This is a genomic window from Bradyrhizobium sp. LB11.1 (genome assembly GCF_040549385.1).
In the GTDB taxonomy this organism is placed as follows: domain Bacteria; phylum Pseudomonadota; class Alphaproteobacteria; order Rhizobiales; family Xanthobacteraceae; genus Bradyrhizobium.
Genome location: NZ_JBEPTH010000005.1, coordinates 244018 through 265439, shown reverse-complemented (window position 1 = coordinate 265439; position 21422 = coordinate 244018). Strand labels below are relative to the sequence as shown.

Below are 21422 nucleotides of genomic sequence, written 5' to 3'. Positions count from 1 at the left end.
AGCCGGGCCGTCGCCCTTCGAGGGCCGCTGAAGAAGCGGCCACCTCAGGATGACGGTGATAGAGCGACGCTCGTTGCGCCAATCTCGTCTGCCCGCCAGCACCGCACCGCATGTCCGTCCGCTCGCGTCTCCAGCACCGGCCCCGGCTCCCTTCGACACACAGCCTCCGCATACCGACACCGCGGGCTGAATGCGCATCCGTTCGGCGGATTGAGCGGGTTGGGAAGGTCGCCGCCTGTCGTCGCCAGCGGTGCATGACGCAGCGGATCGGGAATCGCCGCGATCAGCGCCTGCGTATAGGGATGCGCGGGCCGCTCAAAAATTTCGCGCCAGTCGCCGTTCTCGACGATGCGGCCGAGATACATCACGGCGACCTTGTCGCTCATGTGCTCGACGACGCCGAGGTCGTGGCTGATCATGATGTAGGAGAGGCCGAGTGTGTCCTTCAATTCCAGCAGCAGATTGATGATCTGGGCGCGGATCGAGACGTCGAGCGCCGAGACGGGCTCGTCGCAGATGACGATTTTGGGATTGAGGATCAGGGCGCGCGCGATGCCGATGCGCTGGCGCTGGCCGCCCGAGAATTCATGCGGGTAGCGGCCGGCCTGTTCGGGCCGCAGGCCCACGTGGCGCAACATGGTCGCGACGCGCTCCTCGATCTCGCTTTTCGCTGTCACGCCATGCACACGCAGGGGATCTTCCAGCGTGCGGCGAACGGTCTGGCGCGGATTGAGCGAGGCGTAGGGATCCTGAAACACCATCTGCACGATGCGGGCCAGCGCCTTGCGATCGCCCGGTGGCCTGCTTGTCACGACCTGCCCGTCCAGCACGATGCGGCCGCGCGTCGGCGTCAGCAGACCCAGGATCGACAAGGCCACCGTCGATTTGCCGGAGCCGGACTCGCCGACAAGGCCGAGGCATTCGCCGCGCTTCAGCTTGAGATCGACCCCGTCCACGGCTCGCAACAGCCGCCGGTTACGGCCCAGCAGGCCGCCGCCCAGCGGAAAGTGAACTGCCAGATCCTCGACACTGAGAATGAGATCGTCGTCCGGCCTGCCCTCACCCGACCTGTCTTTGGGCTCATGCATGGTGGTGGCACCTCACCAAGCCGCCGGCCTCCAGAAAATCCGCTGTCGGCACGACGGTCCGGCAAATGTCAGTCGCATTTGCGCAGCGCGGATTGAACCGGCAGCCATCCGGGAAACTGGCGATCGCCGGGACGACGCCCGCGATCTCCTTGAGCCGGGTGCGGCCAAGGGCTGCGCGACTGCCAAGCCGCGGCAGCGACGCGACCAGGCCCTGCGTGTACGGATGCGACGGTGCTCGGAAAATATCGGCTGAGCCACGCTCCTCGACGATGCGGCCGGCATACATCACGGCGACGCGGCGGCAGACATTGGCGACCAGACCGAGATCGTGGCTGATCATCAGGATCGCCGTGCCGCGCTCGGCGCATAGATTGCGCATCAGCTCGATGATCTCGGCCTGCACGGTGACGTCGAGCGCGGTGGTCGGCTCGTCGGCGATCAGGAGATCCGGGCCGCAGGCGAGCGCAATGGCAATCATCACGCGCTGGCGCATGCCGCCGGAGAGCTGGTGCGGGTAGTCGTTCACGCGGCGCTCCGGCGCGGACACGCGGACACTCGCCAGCGCCTCGACTGCCAGTTGATTGGCCTCCCGCCAGCTCTTGCCCTGGTGCAGCACGAACATCTCGGCGATCTGCCGTCCCACCGGCGAGACCGGGTTCAACGCCGTCATCGGCTCCTGGAAGATCATAGCGATGCGATTGCCGCGCAAGTTTCGTTGGGCAGCCGCGGAAAGGTGCTGGATCTCCCGCCCGTCAAACCGGATGATTCCGCCCCCGATCGACAGCGGCTGCCGCAGCAGGCCGATCAGGGCAAGCGCCGTGATGCTCTTGCCGCAGCCGGATTCGCCGACCAGGCCGAACGTCTCGCCACGATCAATGCGGAATGAAATGCCCTCGGCCGCCGCAACGCGCCGCGATCCATCGTCGAGATCGATGCGGAGATCTTCGACCTCGATCAGCGGCGCGCCGGTCATGCCCGCCGGCTCCGCGACTGGGGATCGAGAATGTCGCGCAGGCCATCACCGAGCAGATTGAGGCCGAGCACCGTCAGGAAAATCGCGAGGCCCGGAAACACAGAAAGCCACGGCGCCGTCGTGATCTGGTCGCGGGCGTCCGACAACATGCTGCCCCAACTCGGAAACGGCGGGCGGACGCCGAGGCCGAGGAATGACAATGCGGCTTCGGAGAGCACCGCGCTGCCCATGCCGAGCGTGCCGATGACGACAATCGGCCCTAACATGTTCGGCAGGAGCTGCGTGATCATGATGCGCAGATCGCCGTAGCCGAGCACGGTCGCGGCCTGCACATAGCCCTGGCTCCTCAGCGACAGCGCCGAGGCCCGCGCGATCCGGCAGGTAAATGACCAGTTGGTGAGCCCGAGCGCGATCAGCAGGCTGGTCAGGCCCGGTCCAAGCACCGCCATGATGGCGAGCGCAAAGATCAGCGAGGGGATCGCGAGCATCACATTGGTCAGGGCGTTGACGACATCGTCCCACCAGCCGCCCCAATAGCCGGCGCTCAAGCCCAGCGCCACGCCGATGACGCTGTTGATGAGCTGCGAGACGATGCCGACCGTCAGCGAGATGCGCGCGCCATAGACGACGCGGGAATAGATGTCGCGGCCCTGGTCGTCGGTGCCGAACCACCAGGTCCAGCTCGGAGGCTCTTCCGCGTTCAACAGATTGGCGTCCAGGACGGGATCGGTGTGCGCAAGCCAGGGCGCGAGCACGCCGACCAGGATCGCAAGCGCGAACAGCGCCCCACCGATGATGAGATTGGCGCGAAGCTTCATGCGTATCTGATCCTCGGATCGATCACGCCGTAGAGCACGTCGATCAGCAGATTGATCGCGAGAAACGCCAGCACCACCACGAGAATTGAGCCCTGGACCGCCGGAATGTCGCGCTGCAGGACGCTGTCCACGAGCAGCGAGCCAATGCCCGGCCAGGAGAACAGCTTTTCGACGACGACCGCCTGCCCCATCAGCCCGCCGAATTGCAGGCCGACAGTGGTGAGAATGATGACGAGCGCATTGCGCATCACATGCCACTTCACGACCCGGGTCTCGCTCATGCCCTTGGAGCGCGCGGTGCGGACGAAATCGGCCGTCATGATCTCGAGGACCGCCGCACGCGTCGTCCGGGCAAACAATGCCATTGGCGAGACGCCGAGCGTCACGGCCGGCAGCAGCAGATATTTCAGGCCGCCATCGCCATAGCCAAAACTCGGCAGCCAGCCGAGCTTCAACGCGAACAGATACATCAGCACCAGCCCGAGCCAGAATTTGGCAATGGACAGGCCCGACACCGCCAGGACCATGGCCGCGCTGTCGACGAGACCGCCCGGCCGCAATGCGGCGATGAAGCCGAGCGGCACGCCGAGCAGAACCGCAAACGCCATGGCGGTGAAGATCAGCTGCAGCGTCGGCCAGGCCCGCTTCGCGATCATCGACGTGACCGGTTCGCGGGTCCGGAATGACGTGCCGAAATCACCGGTCGCGAGCCTGGCGATGTAAGAGCCGAACCGCACATAGACGGGATCGTCGAGGCCAAGCTGCTTCTTCATGCGCAGCTCGACCTGAGGATCGGCGTCGTCGCTCATGGACGAAACGATACTGCCGGGAACGACGCTGAACAGCACGAAGACCAGCAGCACGACGGCGAGCACGGTCGGAATGGTTTGCAGGAGGCGACGGATCAGGAAGGAGAGCATCGGCACTGTTCCTCTCTCCCTCCACCGTTCGCTGCGATGGAGGGAGCGCGAGAGCGCGTGTCACTTCGCGGGCGAGGTTGCGTCGACCCAGAGGTCTTCGACGTTCTGATGAGTCAGCTCCGTCGCGTTGAGCTGAACGCCGTGGAGCCACGGCTGCACCGCCATGACCGCCTTGTTGTAGTTGAAGAACCAGACCGGCGCCTCGTCGTAGAGCAGCGCATTGGCCTTCTGCAGCAATTGGGTCCGCTTTGCGGAATCGTCGGCCTGCCCGGCATCATCGATGATCTTGTCGAACTCGGCATTCCTGAAGTTCATGTAGTTGCAGGCCGATTGCGGCGTCGACGAGTGGAAGCATTTCAGTGCAGCCAGGGGGTCCGGGCCGGTCTGCTGGGAATAGATGAAGGCCTGGTAGTCGCCGGAGCGAACCACCTCCGACAGCACCGCGGCCTCGACCTGCTTGACCTTCACCTTGATGCCGACCTTGTCGAGCATGGGGATGACGGCCGAGACGATCGGCAGGCCCCAGCTCTCATTCTGGCTGGTGGTCCATTCGAATTCGAAGCCCTGGGGATAGCCGGCGTCAGCGAGCAGCTGCTTGGCCTTGGCGGGATCAAAGGGATACGGCTTCATCGCCTTGTCGTAAGCGGGAGAGGTCAGCGGCAGCCAGCTGGTGGCGCGATAGGCCTTGCCCTTGACCAGCTTGTTGATGATCAGATCGGTATCGATCGCATAGTTGATCGCCTGCCGAACGCGCTTGTCGGTGAACGGCTTGAACGCGGGATTCATTCCCATGTAGCGCGTGAAGACCTCGGCGACCTCGGCGATGGTGCCCTTGAGGTTGGGGTCGGCCTGATAGGCGACGTATTGCGCCGGCCCGAGCACGGAGGTGTCGATCTCCTTGTTGCGGAAGGCGACATCGCGCGCAGCCGCTTCGGCCATGATCGACACGATGACCTTGTCGGCATAGGGCTTGCCGGGTTTGTAGAACTTGTCCCACCGCTCCATGACGATGCGCGATCCCGGCACGTGCTCGACGAATTTGAACGGTCCGAGACCGATCGGATGCTGGATGAAGCTGTCCTTGGCGGCCTCGTCGGCGGGATAGATCGAGGTCAGCGCAGTGAAGAGGTAGAAGCCCGGATCGACCTTCTCGGTCAGTTTCATCTCGACGGTGAAGTCGTCAATCTTCTTCAGGCCGGAAATCTCCTTGGCCTGGCCCTTCTCGACCGCGGCCGCGCCCTCGATGATGCGGACATAGCGCGCGCCCGGATAGGCCTTGGTGCCGTCCATGATGCGGTTGTAGGACCAGATCACGTCGTCTGCAGTCATCCTGCGGCCGTTGTGGAAATAGGCGTCGTCGCGGAGCTTGAAGGTGTAAACGAGACCGCCGCCCGAGACGATGGCCTCCTTCGCAAGTTCCGGAACCGGCTTTCCTTCCGCGGAATCCCAGATGTAGAGCGAACGATGCAGGGCCTTGGCGTAGATCTCGTCCTGGGCGCGCTGGGTGGTGTGAATGTCCAGGCTGGTGAAGCTCGAGCCATAGGGCGCGGTCATGCGGATGGTTCCGCCCTTGCGCGGTGTCTGGGCCTCCACTGATCCGGTGAGCGCCAGTCCCAAGCCCGCGATGATCGCAATCATCCTGAACATCATGTGTCCCCCAACAGCGCAGGTATTCCGATCAGGGATTTGATCATTCACAGCCCGTCGAACGCAAGCTTCGTTTTGATGGCAATCAATCGGTTCCGCATCTCCCGGCGATGCAAGTCCGCCGTTTGACGCGGTGCGTCATCGAGCGACCAGGACCGGTGAACATTTTTCGCGATTAGCGCGACCAAGCTCAGGATCGTTATCTGAGCCACAGGGATCGCGGAAAAAATGACGCGCCAAACGCTGTTTGCCTTGCTTGCCGGCAGTCTGGTCGCCGCGACGGCCGCGCTGGCGATTCCCGTCACGCCGGATTCGGCCCGGGACGGCGCCGCTGATGGCATCCACGTCGGCTGGTACCGCAGCACGCGCCCGGATACGTCCATCGACCAGACCTGGTGGGCGACCAGGAACCGTTGCGTCCCTGACCATCTCGGCGAACGCCTGATCTGCGGCGCTCTCGGAATTCTGGCGCGGGCCGCAGGTCGGACCTTCGAAACGAAGATGTCCGACGATGCCGGCCTGCCGCTGCCAGCCGGCTGGGACCTGATGACGGCGAAAAACGCGTCATTCATCAGGTCTGCTCATGTCGAGACACCGCTCGATCTCGCAGCCGTGCTCGGCTTCTATCGCGCCTCACTCGGACAGCGCGGCTGGACCGAGACGAACGGCGCTGTCATCGCGCCCGACAGGGCCGAGATCGCCTTCACGACGTCAGATGGACCGGCGACGCTCCGGCTCATCCGCCAGGACAACAAGACGATCGCCGACCTTTCCCTGCGTAAGTTTATGAACGTGACGGCGGGCATCCCGCCAAAGCCGGGACAAGTGAGGTTGATGCTCGGTAACGAGACCGATGACGCGGCCGTTGTCACCGTCAATGAGCGAACCATCAGCCTGGCGGCGCATGCGGGAGAAAAATTGACCTACACCGACGACGCCGCGCGCGAAGTGTCGGACATTCCGAAGATCGACCTGCCGCCAGGCAAGCACAAGGTCACTGTCAAGGCCGAGGGCAGCACTGCGCGGAGCCGGGAGCTCGAGATCGCAGCCAACGAGACCTGGGGCCTGCTGGTTGGCCCGGATGGCGTCCCACTGCCGATACGGCTGTATTGAGGCTCGCGACGCTCTCTCCCCGTCATTGCGAGGAGCCCTTGCGACGAAGCAATCCAGACTACCCCTGCGGCGACAGTCTGGATTGCTTCGCTACGCTCGCAATGACGGAGTGTGGAGGTGCGCTCCTCCCTGGAGCCTGTGTCAGCTTGACAACTCCGGCTGCCAATCCCGCAGCTTCCGCGCGGCGCCTGCGACGTCGGCGATCGTGCGAAACGCCGCCGCCTCCACCATCATTGCGCGTGCGAGCCGCACAGCGCGGGCTTCGCTGATCGCGCGCTTCCTGGGATCCTCGATCAGCTCGAAGTCGATGTTGTGGGCGAGGCCAAAGATGCGGCGGATGGTCTTTGCGGCGGCGAAGCCGACGGTGTCGGTGAACAGCCGCTGCATGTAGGCCTGCCGCTCGATCTCAAGGCGCGCAGCGCCCTTCTCGCCGGCGAAGAGCGAGATCGGATAGGCGTCGCCGCCGGCCTCCGACCGCCAGAGGTCGATGAACTTTCGCGCGAACTCGATCCAGACTTTCTCGACGGTCTCCAGCACCCAGCTCTCAAATGCCTGCCGCTCGCCAGGCGAGCGCTCGTGACCGGCTGAAGCAAAATAAGCCATCAGGAGATTCGCCAGCACGGCGCCGACGTCGAAACCCATCGGGCCGTAGAACGCGAATTCGGGATCGATCACCCGCGTCTCGCTCTCCGTCACCATGATCGATCCGGTGTGGAGATCGCCATGCAACAACGCCTCGGGGCTCGCCATGAATTTCAGCTTCAGGCGAGAGACCGCGACATGCAGCTCCATGTCGTCGCGCAGGCTTGCTGCGAGGCCATCAAGATACGGCGCGGTCCAGCGGTTCTGCTCGGCGATGCGGTAGGGATCGGTGAAGATCAGATCCTCGGTGATCTTGCACAGCGCATGGTTGCCGGCGAAGGCGGCGATGGCCTCCTTCTTCTCGGCGGCTGTGCGCGCAAGGTCTGAGCTGTGGAACAGCGTCCGCGCCATGAACGTCGTGATCTCGTCGACGAAGCGCGGATATTGCGTGCCTGCGACCAGCCCCTTGCGCATGATGATGTGGGGCTCGAGCAGCTCCATCACCGTGAGCGCCAGCACCTCGTTGTGATGCAGCAAGGCGGGCACGAGGCCGGGCGCAAGCTGCGCCTGGCGAGACAAAGCGAGATATTCGTAATGAGCCCGCGACAGCGGCAGCGGCCAGCTCTCGCCGACGAGGCGGACGTAGGGCAGCGCCTGCTTCACGGCGATGCCGCCGCTTGTACCCTTCACGATGAAGACGAGGTTGAGATTGCCGTCGCCGACCTCGGTGATCGCCCAGGCAGCCGGCTCGCCGCCAAGGAGCGCCGCGATATCAGGCAGGCCCGCGAGATGGTCCCGCAAGGCCGCTTCCTGCAGAATTCGATAGTCCCCCGCCTGCCCTTGCGCCATGACGATCCCATCCCATGCTTGGCACGGCCGGATCGTTACTCCCGCTCCAGGAAGCTCGAGCCGATCTCGGCCTTTCTTTTGATGGGATCGTAATCACAATAGACGTTGTCCGCCACCAGCGTGTAGCTGGCGCTGACGGTGTATTTGTCCAGTTTGGCCGAGTTCAGGCCAATGACCGAGGTGCTCTTGCCGCCGTTCCATTTGAACGGCGTCGAGCTCTTGACCTGCTCGCAGGCCGCAACCGCCTCGTTGAAGACATAGCCCTCAACGAACGCCTTCAGCGTTCGCACCTGCACAGCCATCTTCCACTCGAAATAGCCGATGCCGCCAATGCCGGCGACGATCAGCACCAGAAGCGCGGCGACGATCCTCTGAAAAGTCATTCGTTCCCCCAACAAAAACAAGCACGAAATTCCAAGCAGTTGATGAGACCAAACAAGGTCTGCCGCGACACCTCTCCCCCTTCGGGAGAGGTGAAACTAGAACGGCATTCCCATCAATCTCGACAGCCGTTCGATCGAGAGATAGCCCGCCTGATAGGCTGCAAGCCCGAGACCATAGATGATCGCCGAGATGATCGTGGTCCACAACAGCTTGCGCTTCATGCCGGTCAGGACCGGTGCGCCAGGGTCGGTGCCGGGCGCGCCGACGCCATCCTCGTGCTGGCTGCGCACGCCGAAAGGCAGCGTCAGGAACAGCGCGAGCCACCAAATGACGAAGTAGATCGCGAGCCCGGTTGAGATCTGAGCGGCCATGATCCAGCCCTATGCCTGCTCGATTTCGACGAGCGCGCCGGAAAAATCCTTCGGATGCAGGAACAGCACTGGCTTGCCGTGCGCGCCAATCTTGGGCGCGCCGTCACCGAGGACCCGCGCGCCCTCTTTCACCAGCGTGTCGCGCGAGGCGATGATGTCGACGACTTCGTAGCAGACGTGGTGAATACCACCATCGGCATTGCGCTCGAGAAACTTTGCGATCGGCGAGGCCTCGCCGAGCGGCTCGATGAACTCGATCTTGGTGTTGGGCAGCGTCGCAAACACGGTGGTGACGCCATGCTCGGGCAGCGCGACGGCCCCCGAAATCTCCGCGCCGAACGCCGCGCCATAGATCTTCGCAGCCTTGATGGCGTCCTTTGTGGCGATCGCCACATGGTTGAGGCGGCCCAGCATCGTTCTTCTCCCTTCAAGCATGATCCGGAAAAGTGCGAAGCGGTTTTCCGACAAGATCATGCCCAGACAATTAGACTGTCAGGACGTGTACCAGACAGGGGGGCTTTTTGCCCCAATGTTCGTTGATGACGGACCGTACGGCGCGTCGCACCGATTCAGCCAGCGCATCCGGATCCCTGCGGCGCGCCTTCGGCAGGCCCTCGATCGTGGACATCACGGCGTCGAAGACGATGTCGTCCAAGGGCTCACCGGCCCGGTTCTTCTCGGGGACGCCGACCAGATCGACCTCGGGATCGTCGGCGAGCTCGCCCTGCGCGGTCATGGCGATGGCGACGAAGGCGCAGCCGGAGAACGCCATGCGGCGGCGCTCGACCACCGCACGGGACTTTGAATCCTCCAGAATGGTGCCGTCCTTGTAGAGCCGGCCCGAGGGCACTTCGCCGACGATGCCGGGATCGCCGGGGCCGAGCTTGACGAGGTCGCCGTTGCGAATGACCAGCACACGGGGCACGCCGGCAGCGCGCGCGAGTTTGGCGTGCTCGTTCAGGTGCAACGCCTCGCCATGGACCGGGATCAGAAGCTGCGGCTTCACCCATGAAATCATGTCGCGCAGCTCGTCGCGGCGGGGATGGCCGGAGACGTGGACCAGATGGTCGCGGTCGGTGAGGACCTCGACGCCCTGCAGCACCAGATTGTTGATGATCGCGCCGACGGCCTTCTCGTTGCCGGGAATCGTGCGCGAGGAGAAGATCACGCTGTCGCCGCGGTTCAGCGTGATCTCGGGATGGTCGTCATTGGCGATGCGGGCCAGTGCTGCGCGGGATTCGCCCTGGCTGCCGGTGCAGAGCGCCAGCACCTTGTCCTGCGGCAGATGGCCGTAGACCTCGGGCGAACGGAAACTCTGCACGCCGTCGAGATAGCCACACTCGCGCGCCACCTGCGTGACCCGCTCCATGGCACGGCCGACCACGACGACCTCGCGGTCCGCGGCCTTCGCGGCTTCGGCGACGGCCTTGATGCGCGAGACGTTGGAGGCGAAGGTCGTGACCGCGACACGGCCCTTGGCTGATTTGACGAGGTCGATGATGGTCCGCGCAACCTCGGCTTCGGACGGCGAGCGGCCGTCGCGCACGGCATTGGTGGAATCGCCGATCAAAGCGAGCACGCCCTCCTCGCCGAGTTCGCGCAGCCGCTTCTCGTCGGTGGGACGCCCCAGCGTCGGGGTCGGGTCGATCTTCCAGTCGCCGGTGTGCAGCACGATGCCGGCCTCGGTGTGGATCGCAAGTGCATGCGCTTCCGGAATCGAATGCGCGACCGGAATGAACTCGACGTTGAACGGGCCAACATCGACACGGCCGCCTGACGGCACCACCGTCACCGGGATCTTCGGCGCATTGCGCTCGGCGGCGCATTTGGCCTCGAACAGCGCTGCGCTGAATTGCGTCGCATAGATCGGGCATTTCAGCCTGGGCCAGAGATCGATGATGGCGCCGAAATGATCCTCATGGGCGTGGGTCAGCACCAGGCCCATCAGGTTCTTGCGCTCCTTCTCCAGGAAGCTGATGTCCGGCATGATCAGATCGATGCCGGGCAGATGCTCCTCGTCGCCGAAGGAGACGCCGAGATCGACTGCCAGCCAGGAGCGCTGCTGCCGGTTGCCAAGGCCGTAAATCGACAAATTCATGCCGATCTCGCCGACACCGCCGAGCGGCGCGAATACCAATTCGTCGGGTCTCGCCATCACGCAGCTCCTGCCGAACGGACCGGGCCGAAGAACACCTCGCCCGCGGCCACCGGCACGCGCCGGCCCTCCGCGGTGCGGACGATCAGGCAGCCGGTATCGTCGATCGTGTCAAAAATGCCTTCCAGGATCATCGCTCCCGTGTTGATCGCAACCGGCTCGCCGAGGCCCGCGGCGCGCTCCAGCCACAACTTGCGGATTTCGGCAAAGCCGCGACCATTGTCCCAGATACCGCGAAACGCGACCCAGGTATCGGTGAGCGCAGAAAACAGCTCTTCAGCGCTGATCTGGACGCCGAGGGCCGCGAGCGACACGGCCGGCGTCGGCGTGCCCTCGGGGGCTGCGATCACGTTGGTGCCGATGCCGACGACGATGGCCAAGCGGTCGCCGACGGCTTCCGCCTCGAGGCCAATGCCGACCAGCTTCTTGCCATCGGCAAGAACGTCATTCGGCCATTTCAGGGCGTATCGGGGCCGGTCAGGGCCAAGCCGCAGCGCGGCCTCGAGGCTGACTTTCTCAAGAGCGGCTTCCTCGGCCAGCCCGGCGGCAAAGCCGATCGTGGCCGCCACGGCCGGCGCCACATCGACGACTTCGAGGACGCTGGCGGCGAGATTGCCCTTTGGCGCGATCCAGGGACGCTGGCGGCGCCCGCGGCCGGCGGTCTGCTCTGAGGTCACGAACCAGATCGGGCCGCGTTCGCCGGCGCGTGCCGCTTCGATCGCATCAGCGTTGGTCGAGCCGGTCCGTTCCAGAGCCGCGAGCTTGTAGCCCGCGGCGGATGCACGAGGACCGAGCGCGAACCCCATCCTAGAACAACGACTTGGCGGCGGCGGCAGCAACGGTCACCACCGGACCCGCGAACACCGCGAACAGGATGTTGAACAGGCCTGCGACCGCCAGCACCGTCTTGACCTCGACGCGCACCGGATCGACCCGACCGGCCGGCTCGTCGAAATACATCGTCTTGACGATGGTGAGATAATAATAGGCGCCCACCACACTGGAGAGCACGCCGATCACGGCGAGCGTGAACAAATTCGCCTTGATGGCGGCGACGAAGACGTACCATTTAGCGAAGAAGCCGGCGAGCGGCGGAATGCCCGCAAGCGAGAACAGCAGCATCGCGAACATGAAGGCGAGCAGCGGATTGGTGCGCGAGAGACCGGCGAAATCGCTGATCTGCTCGACGGCCTGGCCGTTGCGCTTCATGGCGAGGATGATCGAGAACGAGCCGAGCGTCATCGCGACATAGATCACGATGTACATCAGCACGCCCTGCGCGCCCTCGACGGTGCCGGAGGCAAGACCGACCAGCGCGAAGCCCATATGTCCGATCGAGGAATACGCCATCAGGCGCTTGATGTTGCTCTGGCCGATCGCGGCGAACGACCCCAGCACCATCGAGGCGATCGCCACGAACACCAGGATCTGCTGCCATTGCGAGACGATGCCGGGAAACGCGGTGAGCGTGACGCGGGTGAAGACCGCGAGCGCTGCGACCTTCGGCGCGGAGGCGAAGAAGGCGGTGACCGGGGTCGGGGCGCCCTCATACACGTCCGGCGTCCACATGTGGAACGGCACGGCCGAGACCTTGAAGCAGAGGCCGGCGAGCAGGAAGACCAGGCCGAACACGAGGCCGACATTCGCGGCGGTCGCAGCCGTCGCGATCCCGCTGAAGGTCACGGTGCCGGTGAAGCCGTAGATCAGCGAGGCGCCGTATAGCAGCATGCCCGAGGACAGCGCGCCGAGCACGAAATACTTCAGGCCGGCTTCGGTCGACTTGGCGTTGTCACGGTTCGAGGACGCCACGACGTAGAGCGCGAGCGACATCAGTTCGAGGCCGAGATAGAGCGAGATCAAATCGCCGGCCGAGATCAGCACCATCATGCCGAGTGTCGAGAGCAGCACCAGGATCGCGTATTCGAAAATCCGTCGCGACGGATCCGACAGGAACTCGGTCGACAGCACCAGCGTCACCGCCGAGCCGACCAAGGCCAGGATCTTCATGAAGCGGGCAAAATCATCGACGATGAAGCTGCCGCCGAAAGTCACCTGCTTGCCCGCGGGCAGCATGTATTCGAGCACGCCAACCACGATCAGGAGCAGCACCGCCAGCGTCGTGACCGTGCTGGTGGTCCCCTGCCCGCGATAGGCGCCGAGCATCAGAAGCGCCATGGCGCCGATCGCGAGCACGAGCTCGGGCAGCACCGGCGCCAGTTGATAACCTGCAGTCGTAAAGCTCATGGCGATATCCTGACCTGCCCGATCACTGGAGCAGTGCGGCGGCCTTCACGGCCGTCACAGCGGTGTTGTAATTGTTGACGAGTTGCTGGACCGAGGCCGCCGAGATGTCGAGCACCGGCTTCGGATAGATGCCGAACAGGATCGTCAGCGCGATCAGCGGGAACAGCGTCACGCATTCGCGCAGGGTGAGATCCTTCATGCTCGCCAGCGACGGCTTGACCAGCGCCCCGAACACGACCTTGCGGTAGAGCCACAGCGCGTAGCAGGCCGAGAGGATCACGCCGAAGGTGGCGAAGAACGCGGTCGGGACCGAGACCTTGAAGGTGCCGAGCAGCGTCATGAACTCGCCGACGAAGCCCGAGGTGCCGGGCAGACCGACATTGGCCATGGTGAAGATCATGAAGGTCAGCGCATAAAGCGGCATCCGGTTGACGAGGCCGCCATAGGCCGCGATGTCGCGGGTGTGCATGCGGTCGTAGACGACGCCGACGCAGAGGAACAGCGCGCCGGAGACGATGCCGTGCGAGATCATCTGGAACACGCCGCCGGCGACGCCCTGCATGGTGCCGGCGAAGATACCCATGGTGACGAAGCCCATATGCGCCACTGACGAGTACGCGATCAGCTTCTTCATGTCCTCCTGCATCAGCGCCACCAGCGAGGTGTAGATGATGGCGATGGCGGAGAGCGTGAACACCAGCGGCGCGAAATCATGCGAGGCCAGCGGGAACATCGGCAGCGAGAAGCGCAGGAAGCCGTAGCCGCCCATCTTCAGGAGGATCGCGGCGAGAACCACGGAGCCCGCGGTCGGCGCCTCGACGTGCGCGTCGGGGAGCCAGGTGTGCACCGGCCACATCGGCATCTTCACCGCAAACGAAGCGAAGAAGGCGAGCCAGGCCCAGGTCTGCAAAGACCGCGGCACGGCGGTATGCATCAGGGTCGGGATGTCGGTGGTGCCGCCGTTCCAGTACAGCGCCATGATGGCGAGCAGCATCAGCACCGAGCCGAGCAGGGTATAGAGGAAGAACTTGAACGACGCGTAGACCCGCCGCGGACCGCCCCAGACGCCGATGATCAGGAACATCGGGATCAGGCCGCCTTCGAAGAACAGATAGAACAGCACGAGATCGAGCGCCGAGAAGGTGCCGATCATCAGCGTTTCCAGGATCAGGAACGCCATCATGTATTCGCGGACGCGGTTGGTGATCGCCTTCCAGCTCGCGATGATGCAGAACGGCATGATCGCGGTGGTCAGGATAATGAGCGGCAGCGAGATGCCGTCCACACCCATGTGGTAGGTGATGCCGGTCGCGAGCCAGTTCGCCTTCTCGACGAACTGGAAGTCGGCATTCGACGGGTCGAAGCGCATGACGAGGATCACCGACACCGCAAAGGTGATCAGCGTGGTCCACAGCGCGATCCAGCGCGAATTGCGCTTGGATGCCTCGTCATCGCCGCGGCTGAGATAGACAATCAGCGCGCCGACCAGCGGCAGGAACGTCGTGACCGAAAGAATGGGCCAGGTTGTCATTTACTGGCCTCCAAAGCCGAACATGAACCAGGTGATCAGGCCGGCGGCGCCGATCAGCATGGCGAAGGCGTAGTGATAGAGATAGCCGGTCTGGATCTTCACGACGTTGCGGGTGATATCAAGCACGCGTGCCGAGATGCCGTCGGGACCGAAGCCGTCGATGATGAAGCCGTCGCCCTTCTTCCAGAGCTGGTAGCCGATCCACTTCGCCGGACGGACGAAGATGAGGTCGTAGAGCTCGTCGAAGTACCATTTGTTGAGCAGGAACTTGTAGAGCATCGGCTGCGTGTTCGCGAGCTCGACCGGCAGGTACGGCTTGCGGATGTAGAAGGTGTAGGCCACCAGGAAGCCACCGACCATCATCAGGAAGGGCAGCCAGCCCAACAGATGCGGCATGTGCTCCATATCCTCGAGGATATGCGGGTTCATCTTCACGGACTCGCGGAAGAACTCTTCCACGCCGTGAGGTCCGGTGAAAAGCTCCTTGAACGGGAAGCCGGCGAGGACCGAGCCGACCGCCAGCACGCCGATCGGGATCAGCATCCAGATCGGGCTCTCGTGCGCGGCCTCGTAGTGCTCCTGATCGTGGGGTTCGCCGAAGAAGGTCTTGAACACCAGACGCCAGGAATAGAACGAGGTCAGGCCGGCCGCCACGACCGTCAGCAGATAGGCGTAGGTCGAGAACGGATTATGCGAGGCATAGGCCGCCTCGATGATCGCGTCCTTGGAGAAGTAGCCGGCGAACAGCGGGAAGCCGGTCAGCGCCAGGGTGCCGACGGTCATCACCGCGAACGTGTACGGGATCTTCTTCCACAGGCCGCCCATGTTGCGGATGTCCTGCTCGTGGTGCATCGCGTAGATCACCGAGCCGGAGCCCAAGAACAGCAGCGCCTTGAAGAAGGCGTGCGTGAACAAATGGAACATGCCGACCGAATAGGCCCCTGCTCCCATTGCCACGAACATGTAGCCGAGCTGCGAACAGGTCGAATAGGCGACGATGCGCTTGATGTCGTTCTGGACAAGACCGATGGTCGCCGCGAAGAACGCGGTGGTGGCGCCGAAGAACATCACCACGGCCTGGGCGTTCGGGGCGAGCTCGAACAGCGGCGACAGGCGCGCCACCATGAACACGCCGGCGGTGACCATGGTCGCGGCGTGGATCAGCGCCGACACCGGCGTCGGGCCTTCCATCGCGTCCGGCAACCAGGTGTGCAGCAGGAACTGCGCCGACTTGCCCATCGCGCCCATGAACAGCAGCAGGCAGGTCAGGGTCAGCGCATCGGCATGCCAGCCGAGGAAGTCGATGGTCTTGCCTGTGAGGCCGGGAGCTGCATGGAAGATGGTCTCGAAATCGGTCGAGTTCGTCAGGTAGAAGATCGCGAAGATGCCGAGCGCGAAGCCGAAATCGCCGACGCGGTTGACCACGAAGGCCTTGATCGCGGCGGCGTTCGCCGACGGCTTCTGGTACCAGAAGCCGATCAGCAGATAGCTCGCCAGACCGACGCCTTCCCAGCCGAAGAACAGCTGCACCAAATTATCCGCGGTCACCAGCATCAGCATGGCGAAGGTGAACAGCGAGAGATAGCCGAAGAAGCGCGGCCGGTACGGATCCTCGTCCATGTAGCCGATGGAATAGAGGTGCACGAGCGAGGACACGGTCGTCACCACCACCAGCATCACGGCGGTGAGCGTGTCGACGCGCAGCGTCCAGTAGACCTGAAGGTCGCCAGAGAAAATCCAGGGCAGGAGCTGGATCCGGGCGTCGTGGCCATTGAAGCCGACATCGACCAGCGTCATCCAGGACAGCGCCGCCGCCACGAACAGGAACGCCGTGGTGATCAGCTCGGCGCCGCGCGAGCCCGCCGCAGCCGGCTCGACCGGGCCGTGGTCGTCGTGCGCATGATCATCGTGGCCATGATCGTCATGGGCCGCCGACGCATGCGCGTCGCCGTGGCCGTGATCATCGTGATGCTCGACCGTGTCGCCCGAGGGGCTGCGGGCATGCGCGCCGAACAGCGCGATCAGGCCGGCCAGAATGGCGCCCAGCAGCGGCAGGAAAACAATTGCCTGAACCATGACTTACTCTTTCCGCATGATCTGGTCGGAAAACCGGTGTCCACTTTTCCGGATCATGCGATCAGCCCTTCATCAGATTGACGTCCTCAACCGCGATCGAGCCGCGGTTGCGGAAATAGACCACCAGGATGGCGAGACCGATCGCGGCCTCCGCGGCCGCAACGGTCAAGACCAGCAGCGCGAAGACCTGACCGACGATGTCGCCGAGGAAGGTCGAGAATGCCACCAGGTTGATATTGACCGAGAGCAGGATCAGCTCGATCGACATCAGGATGACGATGATATTCTTGCGGTTCAGGAAGATGCCGAGGATGCCGAGCGTGAACAGGATCGCGCCGACCGCCAGATAATGTCCGAGCCCGATCGTCATTTCACCCACTCCGCCGCGTCGCTGTCCTGCAGCCCCTGCCCCGACGTCACCTTGCGCATCGCCATCGCCATCTCGGGCGTGCGTGCGTTCTGAACGTTGATGTCCTGCCGCTTCACGCTCGCCTTGTGGCGCAGCGTCAGCACGATGGCGCCGATCATGGCGACCAGCAGCACCATGCCCGAGAGCTGGAAGTAGTGGACATACTTCGTATAGAGCACGAGACCGAGCGCCTCGGTGTTCGACACGTTGGTCGGGATAGGCGCCGTGATGGTCTTGCTCACGGTCGGGTTGATGACCCAGGCGCCGACGGTCAAGAGCAGTTCGAACAGGAAGATGCCGCCGATCACCACACCGACCGGCAGGTACTGGATGAAGCCTTCGCGCAGTTCGGTGAAGTCGACGTCGAGCATCATGATCACGAACAGGAACAGCACCGCAACCGCGCCGACATAGACGACGATCAGGATCATCGCGAGGAATTCGGCGCCCATCAGCACGAACAGGCCGGAGGCGTTGACGAAGGCCAGGATCAGGTACAGCACGGAGTGAACGGGATTGCGCGAGACAATCACCATCACCGCCGAGGCGACGCAGACGCCGGCGAAGAGATAGAAGAACAGCGCGGGAAGGATCATGCTCTCATCTCACCGGTAAGGCGCATCGAGCTCGATCGCTTTCGCGATCTCGCGTTCCCAGCGGTCGCCATTGGCGAGCAGCTTGGCCTTGTCATAGAACAGTTCCTCGCGGGTCTCGGTCGCGAACTCGAAATTCGGACCTTCGACGATGGCGTCGACCGGACAGGCCTCCTGGCAGAGGCCGCAATAGATGCACTTCACCATGTCGATGTCGTAGCGCACGGTGCGGCGAGTGCCGTCGTTGCGGCGCGGGCCGGCTTCGATGGTGATGGCCTGCGCCGGGCAGACCGCTTCGCACAGCTTGCAGGCGATGCAGCGCTCTTCACCGTTCGGATAACGGCGCAGGGCATGCTCGCCACGGAAGCGCGGCGAGATCGGGCCCTTCTCGAACGGATAATTCAGCGTCGGCTTCGGCTGGAAGAAATAGCGCATGGCGAGGAAGAACGCCGAGACGAATTCCGACAGCAGAAGCGAGCGTGCAGTGGCGTTGATGTTGATACCCATGACGGCCCTCACTTCGGCGCGATGCCGGCGAATTGCAGCACGCCGGCCACCACGACCACCATCGCCAGCGACAGCGGCAGGAACACCTTCCAGCCGAGACGCATCAATTGGTCGTAGCGGTAGCGCGGCACGATCGCCTTTGCCATCGCGAACAGGAAGAACATGAAGAAGACTTTGAGCGAGAACCAGATGATCCCCGGCACCCAGTTGAAGGGCGGCAGGTCCACCGGCGGCAGCCAGCCTCCGAGGAACAGGATGGTCGCCATCGCGCACATCGTGACGATCGCGACATACTCGCCGAGCATGAACAGCAGGTACGGCGTCGAGCCGTATTCGACCATGAAGCCGGCGACGAGCTCGGATTCCGCTTCGACGAGGTCGAAGGGCGGACGGTTGGTTTCCGCCAGCGCCGAGACGTAGAACACCACGAACATCGGGAACAGCGGCCAGACATACCAGTTCAGGATGGTCAGCTGCGGCAGCCCGATCAGGCTGGCAAGGCCGCGGATATGCTGGGCCTCTACCACGGCCGAGAGGTTCAGCGTGCCGGCGCAGAGCAGCACCGTGATGATGACGAAGCCGATCGAGACTTCGTAGGACACCATCTGCGCCGCGGAGCGCAGCGCGGCCAGGAACGGGTACTTTGAGTTCGACGACCAGCCGGCCATGATGATGCCGTAGATCGACAGCGACGAGATCGCGAAGATGAAGAGGACGCCGACATTGATGTCGGAGATCACCCAACCGAGATTAGTCGGGATCACCGCCCAAGCGGCGAGCGCGAGCACGCACGAGACCAAGGGCGCAAGGAGGAATACGCCCTTGTTGGCGCCGGACGGGATGATCGGCTCCTTCAGCACGAACTTCAGGAGATCGGCGAAGGACTGGAACAGGCCCCAGGGCCCGACCACGTTGGGGCCACGCCGGATCTGCACCGCCGCCCAGATCTTGCGGTCGGCAAGCAGGATGTAGGCGATCGCGACCAGCAGGATGACAAGCACCATGACGCTCTCCGCGATCATGATGATCAGCGGCCAGAGGAATCCGGTCCAGAATGCGCTTTCGAAGAATTCCATCGGCTCACTCCGCTGCGGTCAGCATCTGCCCGGAGGCAAGCCGCGAGCATTCCGCCATCACGGCGGACGCACGCGCGATTGGGTTGGTCAAATAGAAGTCCTCGACGAGGGCCTTGAACGGCGCCTTCTCGAGCGAGCCGCCCTTCCCCGCCAGCTTCTTGATCTGGTCGGCTGCACCGGCCTCGATCTGGTCGAGACGGATCAGATGCGGCACCGCCTTGAAGATCGCCTGGCGCAGCGCCGATAACGAGTCGTAGCCGAGCTTCTTGCCGAGCGCCTCCGACAACGCTCGGACAATCGCCCAGTCCTCGCGGGCTTCACCCGGCGGGAACGCGGCGCGGCCGGTCATCTGCACGCGGCCTTCGGTGTTGACGTAGATCGCCGACTTCTCGGTGTAGGCGGCCGCCGGCAGGATCACGTCGGCGCGATGCGCGCCGCGGTCGCCATGAGTGCCGATGTAAACGACGAAGGTGGCGTCCGGCGCCTTGATCTCGTCGGCGCCGAGCAGAAACAGCAGGTCAAGCGTGCCGAAGGTCGTCATCTGCGCGGCGTTCAGCCCGCCCCCACCGGCGACAAAGCCGATGTCGAGCGCACCGACGCGCGAGGCGCTCTCGTGCAACACGCCAAAGCCGTTCCAGCCGTCCTTCACCGCGCCGACGTCGAGTGCGAGCTTGGCGGCGGCGGCGAGAATGGCGGCGCCATCGTGACGTGAAGCCGCACCCGCGCCGATCAGGATGATCGGGTTCTTGGCGTTCTTCAGCACGTCCATGAAGGAATGCTTGCCGGCCGCGAGCTCACCGAGCGTCTCGGTGCCTGCGCCGAGATGATCATAATCGTAGGTCAGGTCGGCCTTGGCGCCGATCACGCCGACCTTGAAGCCGCCGGCGCGCCAGCGCTTGCGGATGCGGGCGTTGAACACCGCCGCTTCCTTGCGCGGATTGGCGCCGACGATGAGCAGCGCGTCCGCCTGCTCGACGCCCGCCAGCGTCGGATTGAAGATGTAGGAGCCGCGGCCGAGCGCGGGATCGAAGGCGTCGCCGCCCTGCACCGCCAAATTGGCCGAGCCGAACTTGGCGAGCAGATCCTTGATCGCGAACATCTCTTCGACGCCGGCGAGATCGCCCGCGATCGCGCCGATGCGCTTGCCATCGGTGCGCGCGGCTTTCGCAGTGATCGCAGCAAAAGCTTCGGGCCAGCTCGCCGCGCGCAGCTTGCCGGCTTCGCGAATATAGGGCCGGTCGAGGCGCTGGGTGCGCAGACCGTCGACGACGTGGCGGGTCTTGTCGGAGATCCACTCCTCGTTCACGGCCTCGTTGATGCGCGGCAGCACGCGCATCACCTCGCGGCCGCGGGTGTCGACGCGGATCGCAGATCCGACGCCGTCCATGACGTCGATCGACTGGGTCTTGCCGAGCTCCCACGGGCGCGCCGCGAAGGCATAAGGCTTCGAGGTCAGCGCGCCGACCGGGCAGATGTCGACGAGATTGCCCTGCAGTTCCGACGTCAGCGCGTGCTCGAGATAGGTCGTGATCTCCATGTCCTCGCCACGCCCCGTCGCGCCCATCTCGGGGGCGCCGGCAACTTCCGCCGAGAAGCGGACGCAGCGCGTGCACTGGATACACCGGTTCATCGAGGTCTTGACCAGCGCGCCGAGATATTTGTCCTCGACCGCGCGCTTGTTCTCGGCGAAGCGGCTGGTGTCGACACCATAGCCCATCGCCTGGTCCTGCAGATCGCACTCGCCGCCCTGGTCGCAGATCGGGCAGTCCAGCGGATGGTTGATCAGAAGGAATTCCATCACGCCTTCGCGTGCCTTCTTCACCATCGGCGAACGCGTGGAGATTTCCGGCGGCTCGCCCTTCGGGCCCGGACGGCAATCGCGCACGCCCCAGGCGCAGCTTGCGACCGGCTTCGGGCCACCTTTCACCTCGACGAGGCACATCCGGCAATTGCCGGCGATCGACAGCCGCTCGTGATAGCAGAAGCGCGGAATCTCGGCGCCGGCCGCCTCGCACGCCTGAAGCAGCGTGTACTCGGCGGGGACATCGATCTCTTTGCCGTCGATGATGAGCTTGGTCATACGTCA

Annotated in this window: 20 protein-coding genes; 1 reads left to right on the top strand and 19 read right to left on the bottom strand. The window is 64.0% G+C overall.

The features are described from left to right. Nucleotides 1-44: 44 nt before the first annotated feature. Genes ABIA96_RS15575 through ABIA96_RS15555 form a run of 5 tightly spaced genes read right to left on the bottom strand, consistent with a single transcriptional unit; the run spans nt 45 to nt 5449 of the window. Nucleotides 45-1088, bottom strand: a complete 1044-nt coding sequence (locus tag ABIA96_RS15575; protein WP_354137922.1) for an ABC transporter ATP-binding protein — start codon at nt 1086-1088, stop codon at nt 45-47. Beyond that, the gene (locus ABIA96_RS15570; RefSeq protein WP_354137921.1) at nt 1081-2061 is read right to left on the bottom strand and encodes an ABC transporter ATP-binding protein; all 981 of its coding nucleotides are present in this window, start codon (nt 2059-2061) and stop codon (nt 1081-1083) included. The genes ABIA96_RS15575 and ABIA96_RS15570 overlap by 8 nt, the downstream gene beginning before the upstream one ends. Further along, the gene (locus tag ABIA96_RS15565; protein WP_354137920.1) at nt 2058-2879 is read right to left on the bottom strand and encodes an ABC transporter permease; all 822 of its coding nucleotides are present in this window, start codon (nt 2877-2879) and stop codon (nt 2058-2060) included. The genes ABIA96_RS15570 and ABIA96_RS15565 overlap by 4 nt, the downstream gene beginning before the upstream one ends. Continuing rightward, on the bottom strand, nt 2876-3799 hold the full coding sequence (locus tag ABIA96_RS15560; RefSeq protein ID WP_354138186.1) for an ABC transporter permease: 924 nt from the start codon (nt 3797-3799) through the stop codon (nt 2876-2878). Before ABIA96_RS15560 ends, ABIA96_RS15565 begins: the two co-directional genes overlap by 4 nt. Nucleotides 3800-3859: 60 nt before the next feature. Next, on the bottom strand, nt 3860-5449 hold the full coding sequence (locus ABIA96_RS15555; protein ID WP_354137919.1) for an ABC transporter substrate-binding protein: 1590 nt from the start codon (nt 5447-5449) through the stop codon (nt 3860-3862). A gap of 225 nt (nt 5450-5674) precedes the next feature. Here ABIA96_RS15555 and ABIA96_RS15550 point away from each other — a divergent pair, with 225 nt between their 5' ends. Then, nucleotides 5675-6559, top strand: coding sequence for a hypothetical protein (locus tag ABIA96_RS15550; RefSeq protein ID WP_354137918.1), 885 nt, complete (start codon nt 5675-5677; stop codon nt 6557-6559). A gap of 141 nt (nt 6560-6700) precedes the next feature. Here ABIA96_RS15550 and mtnK read toward each other — a convergent pair whose 3' ends face one another. The 14 genes from mtnK to nuoG form a co-directional block, all read right to left on the bottom strand. Further along, nucleotides 6701-7990: an S-methyl-5-thioribose kinase gene (gene mtnK, locus ABIA96_RS15545; RefSeq protein WP_354137917.1), complete on the bottom strand. Its 1290-nt coding sequence runs from the start codon at nt 7988-7990 to the stop codon at nt 6701-6703. 35 nt (nt 7991-8025) lie between these two features. Beyond that, on the bottom strand, nt 8026-8373 hold the full coding sequence (locus ABIA96_RS15540; protein ID WP_354137916.1) for a hypothetical protein: 348 nt from the start codon (nt 8371-8373) through the stop codon (nt 8026-8028). 96 nt (nt 8374-8469) lie between these two features. Continuing rightward, nucleotides 8470-8745: a DUF1467 family protein gene (locus tag ABIA96_RS15535; RefSeq protein WP_354137915.1), complete on the bottom strand. Its 276-nt coding sequence runs from the start codon at nt 8743-8745 to the stop codon at nt 8470-8472. A 9-nt stretch (nt 8746-8754) separates the two neighbouring features. Further along, nucleotides 8755-9159 (bottom strand): methylmalonyl-CoA epimerase, encoded by a 405-nt coding sequence (gene mce / locus ABIA96_RS15530; protein ID WP_354137914.1) that lies wholly within the window; start codon nt 9157-9159, stop codon nt 8755-8757. 70 nt (nt 9160-9229) lie between these two features. Beyond that, complete coding sequence (locus tag ABIA96_RS15525) at nt 9230-10900, bottom strand: ribonuclease J (protein ID WP_354137913.1); 1671 nt, start codon at nt 10898-10900, stop codon at nt 9230-9232. Further along, nucleotides 10900-11706 (bottom strand): biotin--[acetyl-CoA-carboxylase] ligase, encoded by an 807-nt coding sequence (locus ABIA96_RS15520; RefSeq protein ID WP_354137912.1) that lies wholly within the window; start codon nt 11704-11706, stop codon nt 10900-10902. Before ABIA96_RS15520 ends, ABIA96_RS15525 begins: the two co-directional genes overlap by 1 nt. Nucleotide 11707: 1 nt before the next feature. Continuing rightward, nucleotides 11708-13144: an NADH-quinone oxidoreductase subunit NuoN gene (gene nuoN / locus ABIA96_RS15515; protein ID WP_354137911.1), complete on the bottom strand. Its 1437-nt coding sequence runs from the start codon at nt 13142-13144 to the stop codon at nt 11708-11710. A gap of 22 nt (nt 13145-13166) precedes the next feature. Continuing rightward, complete coding sequence (locus ABIA96_RS15510; RefSeq protein WP_354137910.1) at nt 13167-14675, bottom strand: NADH-quinone oxidoreductase subunit M; 1509 nt, start codon at nt 14673-14675, stop codon at nt 13167-13169. Continuing rightward, nucleotides 14676-16751 (bottom strand): NADH-quinone oxidoreductase subunit L, encoded by a 2076-nt coding sequence (gene nuoL / locus ABIA96_RS15505; RefSeq protein WP_354137909.1) that lies wholly within the window; start codon nt 16749-16751, stop codon nt 14676-14678. 61 nt (nt 16752-16812) lie between these two features. Beyond that, a complete protein-coding gene (gene nuoK / locus ABIA96_RS15500) occupies nt 16813-17121 on the bottom strand; it encodes an NADH-quinone oxidoreductase subunit NuoK (RefSeq protein ID WP_008547737.1) in 309 nt (102 codons plus the stop codon). Continuing rightward, nucleotides 17118-17756 (bottom strand): NADH-quinone oxidoreductase subunit J, encoded by a 639-nt coding sequence (locus ABIA96_RS15495; protein ID WP_354137908.1) that lies wholly within the window; start codon nt 17754-17756, stop codon nt 17118-17120. Before ABIA96_RS15495 ends, nuoK begins: the two co-directional genes overlap by 4 nt. A 9-nt stretch (nt 17757-17765) precedes the next feature. After that, a complete protein-coding gene (nuoI, locus tag ABIA96_RS15490; RefSeq protein ID WP_026232873.1) occupies nt 17766-18254 on the bottom strand; it encodes an NADH-quinone oxidoreductase subunit NuoI in 489 nt (162 codons plus the stop codon). Between the two features lie 14 nt (nt 18255-18268). Beyond that, nucleotides 18269-19336: an NADH-quinone oxidoreductase subunit NuoH gene (gene nuoH / locus ABIA96_RS15485; RefSeq protein ID WP_354137907.1), complete on the bottom strand. Its 1068-nt coding sequence runs from the start codon at nt 19334-19336 to the stop codon at nt 18269-18271. Nucleotides 19337-19340: 4 nt separating this feature from the next. Continuing rightward, nucleotides 19341-21416 carry an NADH-quinone oxidoreductase subunit NuoG gene (gene nuoG / locus ABIA96_RS15480; RefSeq protein ID WP_354137906.1) on the bottom strand — a complete coding sequence of 692 codons (2076 nt, stop codon included), beginning with the start codon at nt 21414-21416 and terminating at the stop codon, nt 19341-19343. Between the last annotated feature and the right edge of the window lie 6 nt (nt 21417-21422).

Excerpts from the sequence above, each read along its gene's own strand:
- ABIA96_RS15525 (WP_354137913.1), bottom strand. The coding sequence starts at position 10,900 with ATGGCGAGACCCGACGAATTGGTATTCGCGCCGCTCGGCGGTGTCGGC.
- ABIA96_RS15535 (WP_354137915.1), bottom strand. The coding sequence starts at position 8,745 with ATGGCCGCTCAGATCTCAACCGGGCTCGCGATCTACTTCGTCATTTGG.
- nuoK (WP_008547737.1), bottom strand. The coding sequence starts at position 17,121 with ATGACGATCGGGCTCGGACATTATCTGGCGGTCGGCGCGATCCTGTTC.
- ABIA96_RS15510 (WP_354137910.1), bottom strand. The coding sequence starts at position 14,675 with ATGACAACCTGGCCCATTCTTTCGGTCACGACGTTCCTGCCGCTGGTC.
- ABIA96_RS15565 (WP_354137920.1), bottom strand. The coding sequence starts at position 2,879 with ATGAAGCTTCGCGCCAATCTCATCATCGGTGGGGCGCTGTTCGCGCTT.
- nuoL (WP_354137909.1), bottom strand. The coding sequence starts at position 16,751 with ATGGTTCAGGCAATTGTTTTCCTGCCGCTGCTGGGCGCCATTCTGGCC.
- ABIA96_RS15540 (WP_354137916.1), bottom strand. The coding sequence starts at position 8,373 with ATGACTTTTCAGAGGATCGTCGCCGCGCTTCTGGTGCTGATCGTCGCC.
- ABIA96_RS15495 (WP_354137908.1), bottom strand. The coding sequence starts at position 17,756 with ATGATCCTTCCCGCGCTGTTCTTCTATCTCTTCGCCGGCGTCTGCGTC.
- ABIA96_RS15560 (WP_354138186.1), bottom strand. The coding sequence starts at position 3,799 with ATGCTCTCCTTCCTGATCCGTCGCCTCCTGCAAACCATTCCGACCGTG.
- mce (WP_354137914.1), bottom strand. The coding sequence starts at position 9,159 with ATGCTGGGCCGCCTCAACCATGTGGCGATCGCCACAAAGGACGCCATC.
- mtnK (WP_354137917.1), bottom strand. The coding sequence starts at position 7,990 with ATGGCGCAAGGGCAGGCGGGGGACTATCGAATTCTGCAGGAAGCGGCC.
- ABIA96_RS15575 (WP_354137922.1), bottom strand. The coding sequence starts at position 1,088 with ATGCATGAGCCCAAAGACAGGTCGGGTGAGGGCAGGCCGGACGACGAT.
- ABIA96_RS15570 (WP_354137921.1), bottom strand. The coding sequence starts at position 2,061 with ATGACCGGCGCGCCGCTGATCGAGGTCGAAGATCTCCGCATCGATCTC.
- nuoH (WP_354137907.1), bottom strand. The coding sequence starts at position 19,336 with ATGGAATTCTTCGAAAGCGCATTCTGGACCGGATTCCTCTGGCCGCTG.
- nuoN (WP_354137911.1), bottom strand. The coding sequence starts at position 13,144 with ATGAGCTTTACGACTGCAGGTTATCAACTGGCGCCGGTGCTGCCCGAG.
- ABIA96_RS15555 (WP_354137919.1), bottom strand. The coding sequence starts at position 5,449 with ATGATGTTCAGGATGATTGCGATCATCGCGGGCTTGGGACTGGCGCTC.
- nuoG (WP_354137906.1), bottom strand. The coding sequence starts at position 21,416 with ATGACCAAGCTCATCATCGACGGCAAAGAGATCGATGTCCCCGCCGAG.
- ABIA96_RS15550 (WP_354137918.1), top strand. The coding sequence starts at position 5,675 with ATGACGCGCCAAACGCTGTTTGCCTTGCTTGCCGGCAGTCTGGTCGCC.
- ABIA96_RS15520 (WP_354137912.1), bottom strand. The coding sequence starts at position 11,706 with ATGGGGTTCGCGCTCGGTCCTCGTGCATCCGCCGCGGGCTACAAGCTC.